The organism is Alkalihalobacillus sp. BA299, assembly GCF_017745675.1.
Lineage (GTDB): Bacteria > Bacillota > Bacilli > Bacillales > Bacillaceae_F > Alkalihalobacterium.
This window is the reverse complement of sequence record NZ_JAFLJM010000001.1, coordinates 485,554-494,796: the sequence shown is the minus strand read 5'-3', so window position 1 is coordinate 494,796 and position 9,243 is coordinate 485,554. Positions and strand designations below refer to the sequence as shown.

The 9,243-nt window shown below is 33.9% G+C and carries 7 protein-coding genes; 3 read left to right on the top strand and 4 right to left on the bottom strand.

The features are described 5' to 3' along the window. Positions 1-417: 417 nt before the first annotated feature. The 4 genes from J0N78_RS02335 to J0N78_RS02320 form a co-directional block, all read right to left on the bottom strand. Positions 418-567 (bottom strand): hypothetical protein, encoded by a 150-nt coding sequence (locus tag J0N78_RS02335; RefSeq protein ID WP_209121377.1) that lies wholly within the window; start codon positions 565-567, stop codon positions 418-420. A gap of 211 nt (positions 568-778) precedes the next feature. Then, a complete protein-coding gene (locus J0N78_RS02330; RefSeq protein WP_209121376.1) occupies positions 779-2,221 on the bottom strand; it encodes a carbon starvation CstA family protein in 1,443 nt (480 codons plus the stop codon). Between the two features lie 139 nt (positions 2,222-2,360). Continuing rightward, positions 2,361-3,092, bottom strand: a complete 732-nt coding sequence (locus tag J0N78_RS02325; RefSeq protein ID WP_209121375.1) for a LytR/AlgR family response regulator transcription factor — start codon at positions 3,090-3,092, stop codon at positions 2,361-2,363. Further along, entirely contained in the window at positions 3,082-4,845 is a 1,764-nt protein-coding gene (locus J0N78_RS02320) for a sensor histidine kinase (protein ID WP_209121374.1), read from the bottom strand. Before J0N78_RS02320 ends, J0N78_RS02325 begins: the two co-directional genes overlap by 11 nt. Positions 4,846-5,327: 482 nt before the next feature. Here J0N78_RS02320 and J0N78_RS02315 point away from each other — a divergent pair, with 482 nt between their 5' ends. From J0N78_RS02315 to J0N78_RS02305, 3 genes are read left to right on the top strand one after another with little or no spacing between them, the layout of a single operon-like run. Then, a complete protein-coding gene (locus tag J0N78_RS02315) occupies positions 5,328-6,857 on the top strand; it encodes a spore germination protein (protein WP_209121414.1) in 1,530 nt (509 codons plus the stop codon). 24 nt (positions 6,858-6,881) lie between these two features. Next, on the top strand, positions 6,882-7,970 hold the full coding sequence (locus J0N78_RS02310; protein WP_209121373.1) for a GerAB/ArcD/ProY family transporter: 1,089 nt from the start codon (positions 6,882-6,884) through the stop codon (positions 7,968-7,970). Positions 7,971-7,973: 3 nt separating this feature from the next. Then, positions 7,974-9,155 carry a Ger(x)C family spore germination protein gene (locus J0N78_RS02305; protein ID WP_209121372.1) on the top strand — a complete coding sequence of 394 codons (1,182 nt, stop codon included), beginning with the start codon at positions 7,974-7,976 and terminating at the stop codon, positions 9,153-9,155. The last annotated feature ends 88 nt before the right edge of the window (positions 9,156-9,243 follow it).

Here is a 9,243-nt window from a genome sequence, read left to right as displayed (position 1 = left end):
AAAGGTCATATCCTAGTTTTCCTGCTTGATATTCTTTAACTAGCATTAACTTAAATTGTTCACTATATTTAGCCATTAAAAACACCCCAAAAGTTAGATTTCACTCTAACTTTTGGGGTGCAGTACAATAATAGGCTTTTCTATACACAAAGATTTTTGTTGGAAATAAGGAAAAGGATATCTTCTCCACAATAATAATTTTTACACTTAACGGAGTCATGGTGAAAAGACATCACTTCTCCTTCTACAGTATTAGCCCCACCTACGCATAATACCATGATAGCCCCAGTTGCTATCCTACCTAATTCTAATATAAATGAAAACGCTTACAATGTCAATTTAAATTTTACTACGGAAACTCTTTAGTAATTGATCTGTATTTTCTGAATCATTACGTAACTTAGCCTTTGAACTACTCTAAAGATCTGAAGAATCGTCGTAGTCGTAACGAAATCCATCATTCTGTGCATTAGGTTGTTTAGTTGTTTCCTGCTTCGATGATTGGTTTTCACGAGGTTTCGTTCCTTCATTTGCTAATCGGTTAGATGGTTTTCTAGAAGTACTCATTTTCCTGCCCCCTTCTTCAATATATAATTTATAGTGATAGCATTTGCAGTCGATGCTTGATTTATTCGGTAAGGGATTTACTATTAATTAGTGTAGCTACATGTAAAAATTATTAGAACAATAAAAATGAGGCTACAAGTCAAATATCACACTTGTAACCTCTTCAAGTATTGATTAAATTTGATTTTAGAATAAATGTCTTAGTGAGCCTTTATGCAGCCAATTTCTCATCTGCATCAATTTTAAAATTTGCTTCTTCACGATTTAGCTTAACCTTATAAGCAAACAATCCAAGAATTACTATTGTACCAATCGCTCCTGCTACATAAGACGTTGACATCGGTAATCCAAATCCAATCGGTGCATAAAAGATGAATGTGAGAGCTACCATTGTCATGAATGCCGCTGGGATAGTAGCAACCCAGTGTATTTTGTATTGGACAGCTAAATACATAGCTCCTACAAATAGAGCGATTGCACTAATAGCCGCATTCGTAACACCGAAGTATCTCCATAATAATGTGAAATCCATATTAGTTAGTACAAATGAAACTAAAAATAAAGGGATAGCAATCCATAAGCGACTTAAGATTTTCATTTGTGGTAGATTAATATACTCAGCGATTATCATTCGAGCGGAACGGAACGCTGTGTCACCAGATGTAATTGGTAATACGATAACACCTAAAACAGCTAATGTACCGCCAATAGCACCTAATAATGTAAATGCAACTTCACTTACAACAAGACCAGCCCCACCAGTAGCAATTAGTTCATTTAAATCTGTTCCGTAGAAAAGACTCATGGCCGCAGCTGCCCAAATCATCGCGATGATCCCTTCGACAATCATCATTCCATAAAATACTTTCCGCCCATTTCTTTCATTTTGTAATGTCCTAGAAATAATTGGTGATTGTGTTGCATGGAAGCCAGAAATCGCACCACATGCGATCGTAATCATTAATAATGGAAAAATTGCAGTTCCTGCCGGATGCATGTTTTGTAATGTTAATTCAGGAATTGGTGCCCCTGTTACAACAAGCATACCACCTACACCGATCGCACTAATTAATAAAAGTGCTCCTAAGACTGGATAAATTCTTCCAATAATTTTATCAACTGGTAATAACGTCGCAACAATGTAATAAACAAAAATAGCACCTGTAATAATACCTAACGCAATTACACCGTCCATTAAGTTAAATAAAAGGCCAGCAGGTGCAGTTACGAATACGGTTCCAACAAGAAGTAAAAGTAGAACAGCCACTGCATTAACAATGTGCTTCATGCTATTACCTAAAAATTTACCTGCTAATTGAGGCAAGTGAGCCCCTTTATTCCGAATGGAAATCATCCCTGTTAAATAATCATGAACAGCTCCTGCAAAAATACTACCTATTACGATCCAAATAAAGGCGACTGGACCATAAAGTGCACCCATGATTGGACCAAAGATAGGACCCACACCAGCGATGTTTAATAGTTGGATTAATGAGTTTCGGTTTGTGCCCATTGGAATGTAGTCAACGCCATCTTTCATACTATAAGCTGGCGTCTGTCTTGCTTCTTTGACACCAAAAATCTTTTCTATTAATTTACCGTACGTGAAATAACCTATAATTAAAATTGCAATAGCAAATAAAAATGTGATCATTAGTGATCCCCCTCCTGCTTTGAATGCGTTTTCATCATGCTATTATTCTAGCATTGCTATTCATAATTGTGACAAGTTTATGTCTAACATGTCAAAAGCGGACACTAACATGCATTATTTTTTGATTAAATTGTACAACTTATAGTTCTAAATGCGCTCTTAATGATTTTACATAATTTCTACTAACCGGTATTTCATCTTTTTTTCCAACCACTTTTAATTGATATGCCCCATTAAACCATGGAATGAGTTGTTCTACTTTATCAAGGTTTACTAGATAGCTCTTATGTGTTCGAAAAAACGGGTAACCTTTTAATTTTTCTTCTAACTCTTTTATCGGAGCCTTTAAGCTAAATTTACGGTCTTTTGTACAAATGATCGTTTCCCGTTCTTCTCGATATAAATAACTGATTTCAGACGGTGATAAATATACAATACGTCCTTCGTCCTCAACGGCTAATTTGGCGATTGGACTCGTTTGTTCATTTTTTTCATTGAAACTTAATCGATCCTTCACGCGTTTCATTGTTTCTTGGAGTTGTTCTTCATCAAATGGCTTCAATAAGTAATCTAATGCCTCTACACGAAATGCTTTTGCTGCATAATTCGGATACGCTGTTGCAAATATGATAAGCGGGATCTTCTTCATGTTTTGAATTGTCTTGGCTAGATCTAATCCAGACATTTGCCGCATTTCAATATCAACAAAAATAACATCTGGATTTTTTGTCATGATCATTTCTAACCCTTTTTCTCCAGAATCAGCTTCAGCAACGATTTCAACATCACTATCGTTCTCTAAGAGAAATTTTAATTCATCACGACTAAAAGGTTCATCATCAATTATGATCGTCCTAATTTTATTGTTCATTCTTTACTTTCTCCTTACTTTTTCCAATTGTAAATGAAATACGAGACCCTTGATTGAATTCACTTTCTATCTTAAGAATCGCTTCTTCTCCGTACATCATTTGTAACCTGCGATTCACATTATAAAGACCAATTCCAGTCCCTGTCTCAGACGCTACCTTTTCTTGTCCTATTTCAAGTAATCGATCTTTCGGTATGCCAATGCCGTTATCCTTAATTGTAATTGTCACTTTTTGTCTAGCTTCTTTTATTTGTATTAAAATAACACAATCATCTGTCATTTGCTTAACGCCATGTTTAATCGCATTTTCTACGAGTGGCTGTAGTGTCATCGGTGGGATTTTATAGAATAATATGTTCTCATCAATATCATAATCAACCGTTAATTTATCGGAAAACCTAGCTTGTTCGATTTCTAAATACGCTTTTACGTGTTTTAATTCATCCTCTAATGTTGTTTCCGTTGCCGTTGTACCTGCTAAGTTTTGTCTGAAGTAATGAGAGAGTGAAATCAATAACTTCCTTGCTTTCATTGGGTCGGTGCGAATTAACGCAACAATCGTATTTAAAGCATTAAATAAAAAATGAGGGCTTACTTGCGCTTGTAGCGCCTTAATTTCTGCTTGCTTTGCCAGCTCTAAATGACGATCAACTTCTGATAGTTCAAGCTGGTGGCTTAATAAAGTAGAAAGTCCTTTACTTAGTTCTACAATCGTTGGGGAAATTTCTTTTTCTGATTTAAAGTAAAACTTTAATGTTCCGATCGTCTCCTCTTTAATTTTTAATGGAGCAATGACCGCTGCACCTAACACACAATTCTTATATTTACATTTGATTTCATCCGGATTAGCGATCACTAGCTCTCCGTGTTTTAATACACGTTTCGTTGCTTCTGTTTTTATTTCATCATTATTCACATGATGATCTTCACCAGCTCCAACAAATGCTAGCACCTTCTCCTTATCAGTTACTGAAACAGATGCTACTTTTATCTCTTTTAGTAGGATTTCACAAGTGGGTTGAGCCGTTTGCTTGGTTAAACCACTTCGTAAATATTTTAACGTTAAATCAGCAAGTTTTAGTGCTTTTTGAGCTTGGAGTGATCCCATTTTTACTTCTTCGTGGACGACATTACGAATAATTAAAATAAAAATTGCTGTTCCGATTCCATTAGCAATAATCATTGGTATACCAATACTTTCTACTAATCTAAAAGCTTGATCATATGGCCTAGCCATCAATAATATTAACCCCATTTGTACGGCCTCGGCTAACATTCCGACAACTAATGCCGTTTTAATAGACACAATGTCATTACTATCATTATTTTTTTTATAAAAATAAGCAGCAATTAGGCCTGAAATTATTGCAGACAAACCACATGCTAAACCAGTAAACCCTCCTAATAAGGAACGATGAACACCTGCAATTACCCCCGCTCCTAATCCAACCGTCCAGCCTCCAAGTAAGCCAGCAACTACTACTCCAATCACACGAGAGTTTGCAATAGCTTCACCCTCTCTAACTTCTAAAACAGTTCGACTAATCGATGCATCCTCTACATTGATCGTTAACCCTGTATATGTACCAATAATTCCAAATAAACCAAATATAACAATAACACTTATTTTATGAGCTTTTGATATTTCCTGCTTCTCGATTAAATTTCGAATAAATTTTAACCGTGTTATTATAAAGGCAACTGAAATAATAATCCCAAGTCGCTCAATCATAACCAATAATAATTGCCACATGGCTGACATCACCTATATCCATCAATTTCAACTTCACTGATAGTATACACTTGTTTATTGAAAGGTTCTAAATTATTTTCAATTTACAATCATTAGTACCTCCATTTCCATTCATCTCATATATATTATTTTTCCTTCATCTTTTTTAAATTTGCATGTTAAAACCCGGGAAGTAATGGCAATGAAATTATAAATTATAGTTATTTCAAACAGTAACACCAATTATCTTTTCTCAACCTTATTATTAGTACCTTCTAAATAAGAATAACTTTTTCGTCAGTGAGTGATAATAAACCTAAATTTTTTAGTTCATCTACTTTTTCTTAATTTTTTCAAACAACTAGGTAGGATTTCTATTCTCATTTTCCGAGGAGGGTGTGGTTTTGTTTTATATCCAAACTATTAAATCGTACTTGCCTCCGTTTAATGTTTATTTCATTGCTTTTGTTACCTTGCTTATCCCATTAGGAATATCAAAAATAATGCAATACCTTCATAAAAACATAGATCACAACCAAGTTGAGAAAGTTAAAGAACTACCTACTTTGCTTTCCTACAATTTTGAACAGAATATTACGTTAATAAATGAAACAATTGGGAACGATAATGGGACTGTATTAAGAACGTTTAAAATCGGTGGAACGAGTATAGATGCAGCAATTATTTATATTGATGACTTAGTTGATACCAACGTGATCAATAATAATATTTTAAAACCATTAATGGATGGATCATCAACTAAGAATGAAGGCAATATAACACAAGACATAAAGGATTATATGAAAGACTATTTACTGCCAGTTAGTGAAATATACGAAACTTCTTGTGCAGATGAGATTGTTCATAAAGTTATAAAAGGAAATACAGCTTTAATCTTGGAAGAACTAGATGTGGCAATCATTATCAAAACAACAAAATCTAAAACTAGAGATTATGAGGAGCCTCCGACGGAATCCTTGGTAAGAGGACCTAGGATTGGATTTAATGAGGATATTCATGAGAATATGACGTTACTTCGTAAATTAGCTGTTAATACAGACCTACAGTTTATTCATTTACAAGTAGGTAGCCGCTTTAAAAAAGAATTAGTCATTACATATATTGAGGGCATTGCAAGCCCTGAATTAGTGGATGAGGTTAAGAAAAAAATTGAAAAAATTAATATAGATCATTTACCTGAATCAGGTTACATTGAGCAGTTAATTGAGGAAAACTACTTCTCCATCTTTCCACAAATTCAAAGTACGGAGCGCCCGGATCGTCTTTTTGGTGCCATCGCAGAAGGACGTATTGGAATTATATTAGACGGATCTCCATTTGCATTGATCGCTCCAGTAACATTGAACATGTTTATACAGTCTCCTGAAGATTATTATGAGCGATGGATACCAGGTTCATTAATAAGGTTTTTAAGGTATATCGCCTCGTTTATTGCTGTTTTTACTCCAGCATTATACATATCTTTTGTTTCATTTCACCAAGGGTTAATACCCTCCAAGCTTGCTATTTCTATTATAGAATCAAGAGAAGGTGTCCCATTCCCTATTATAATCGAAGCGTTATTTATGGAGATTGCGATTGAGATATTAAGAGAGGCTGGTCTCCGCTTACCAAAACCAATCGGACAAACTATTGGGATTGTTGGTGGATTAGTTATTGGTGAAGCTGCAGTACAAGCAGGCATTGTTAGTCCTGTAACTGTAATTGTAGTTGCACTAACAGCGATCTCATCTTTTTCACTACCTTTATATAACATCAGCATCTCTTTACGATTAATGAGATTTATAGCTATGTTTTTAGCTGCTACGTTCGGATTGTACGGAGTGGTCGTATTTTTCTTATTTATATGTATTCATTTAGTCAAGTTGAAAAGCTTCGGAATACCTTACTTAAGCCCTATTGCTCCTTATTATGTTAGCGACTGGAAGGATTTTATTTTTAGATTGCCATTACAATTGATGAAAAAAAGGCCACAAGTTTTACAATCCAAAGACTCGATCCGTAAAAGTTAAATAGAACGGAAAGGATATTAAGAAATGAAACTACAAAATAGCGGGGCTATTACATCAACTCAAGCAATTATTTTGATCATTAATTACATACTTGGTGTTGGTATTTTAACATTACCTAGAACAGCAGCTGCAGAAGTTGGTACTCCAGATATATGGCTGACTGTTTTAATTAGTAGTGTGTTTCCGATTTGGATTGGTCTCATTATCATTAAGCTTAATAACAGGTTTCCGGGTAAAACATTTTTTCAATATAACCATCTAATTATCGGGAAATTTTTAAGTATAGTCTTAGGGTTGTTTATTATACTCTATTTTATGGTATTGACTAGCTTTGAGTTAAGAGTCATGGCAGAAGTTACTGAAATGTATTTACTAGAAGGAACTCCAATTGAAATATTGATCGTCATTTACATATGGCTTTCCGTTTATTTAATAGTAGGTGGGATTAGCTCAATTGCTCGTTTATTTCAAATCATTTTCCCAATTACTGTTTTTATTTTTATTTTAATTGCTTTTATGAGTTTAGGTTTGTTTGAAGTCAATCATTTACGTCCTGTTTTAGGTGATGGTATCATTCCTGTTTTAAAAGGGATAAAGACGACGTCATTGTCCTTTATTGGAATAGAAATTTTGTTAATACTTTCAGCCTACCTTATCAAGCCTAGAGATGGAAATTATGTTGTATTATGGGGTGTGTTATTACCTACTATTTTTTATGTGATCACTGTTGTCGTTGTAATCGGTGCATTATCTGTTGAGGGAGTAAATAATCTTACTTGGCCAACCATTTCTTTAATTCGATCCTTTGAATTTCCCGGCATTATTTTTGAAAGATATGATTCACTATTTTTAATCATATGGATTATGCAAATGTATGCCACGAGTACTATTACTATATTTGCTGCAGCTTTAGGTCTTTCTCATTTGTTTAATAAACGTTTTACTACTTTTATGTATAGCCTTTTACCTTTTATCTATATTTTTTCAATGGTGCCTAAAAATTTGCATGATATATTTTTTGTTGGCGATATGCTCGGAGAAGCTGCAATTGTTTTGTTCGGAATTACACCACTTCTTCTTTTAGCAATTACTAAAATTAGGGGGAATCGTTAAACTATGTTTTCTTTCAAACGTTGTTTATCTCTCTTTATGATTTTTATCCTACTTCTTTATATTTTAACTGGCTGCTGGAGTTCAAGAGATATTGAGAAATTGGATATGTTATTTGGAGTCGGTGTTGATTTAGAAAAAAATAATGATCAAAAGAACAATGAATACGGTGAAAATTTTATGCATGTAACATTTCAGCTTGCAAATGTGAACAAAATACAAAGTGCAACGGATAGTTTACAAGGACAAAATAAACCCTATATTAATATTGAGGAGGTCGGCGGCTCTATTTTAGAGGTGGCTCGAAAGTTTATTCTTAAGAGAAACAATCTTTTAAACGGGCAACACCAAAGATTAATCTTATTAAGTAGTGAGATTGCCGAGGAATACAATTTAAGAAGCTTGCTGGATTTATTTATTAGGGACCCGGAAGTAAGAACGAGTTGTGTTGTAATGATTACCGATAAGAAAGCGAAAGATATATTAAATTTTAAAGAGGCAAAGGAAATCCCTTCCTTACAGATTTTTGAAATGAAAGACCATATTATTAAAACAACGAAAATATTAGAACCAGCTACATTAGCAAAAATAAATGCAAGAATGAATGCGAAGTCAAGTTTTTTATTACAAAATATTACCACCTTGAACGATGAACTTAAGCTCTCCGGTGCGTCCGTCATCAAAGGAGACAAATTAAACATGATTGGATTTTTAAATGAACAAGAAGTGGAAGGTTTATCTTGGCTTACTGCCATTTCAGGTGGAGGCATCGTACCGCTGTTTTATGAAAAGGCTGGACATACGATAATATATGAGCTAGAAAGTTTAAAAAGTAAAGTAACTCCCGAATTAAATAACGACCAGCTTTCGTTTCACGTAAAAGTTGAATCGGAAGGAATAATTTCTGAAGTTCTAGCAGAAACCGAACATGTTACAAAAAAAGAATCTGTTAAAGAATTAGAGCAACTGATTGAGAAAAAAGTAAATACTATCATTGAAAATAGCTTAAAAAAAATACAAAAAGAATATAAAGTCGATGTCATTAATTTTTCTGAATATGTAAGTATAAAATACCCTGATTATTGGAAAAAACATAAAGAAGATTGGGACACTATTTTTAGTAATTCACCAATTAACTATGACGTTTCAATTACGATTACAGGTTATGGAGGAAACATAAGTAATTAATACTAATGTTGATCCATTTAAATGTGAAATTTGATGCCGTCTACTTAAAGTATCAAATAAACAAATAAGGTTGGGCCTAAAAATCTTA

Coding starts and splice junctions, on each gene's coding strand:
- J0N78_RS02335 (WP_209121377.1), bottom strand. CDS start 567: ATGAGTACTTCTAGAAAACCATCTAACCGATTAGCAAATGAAGGAACG.
- J0N78_RS02330 (WP_209121376.1), bottom strand. CDS start 2,221: ATGATCACATTTTTATTTGCTATTGCAATTTTAATTATAGGTTATTTC.
- J0N78_RS02325 (WP_209121375.1), bottom strand. CDS start 3,092: ATGAACAATAAAATTAGGACGATCATAATTGATGATGAACCTTTTAGT.
- J0N78_RS02320 (WP_209121374.1), bottom strand. CDS start 4,845: ATGTGGCAATTATTATTGGTTATGATTGAGCGACTTGGGATTATTATT.
- J0N78_RS02315 (WP_209121414.1), top strand. CDS start 5,328: ATGCAATACCTTCATAAAAACATAGATCACAACCAAGTTGAGAAAGTT.
- J0N78_RS02310 (WP_209121373.1), top strand. CDS start 6,882: ATGAAACTACAAAATAGCGGGGCTATTACATCAACTCAAGCAATTATT.
- J0N78_RS02305 (WP_209121372.1), top strand. CDS start 7,974: ATGTTTTCTTTCAAACGTTGTTTATCTCTCTTTATGATTTTTATCCTA.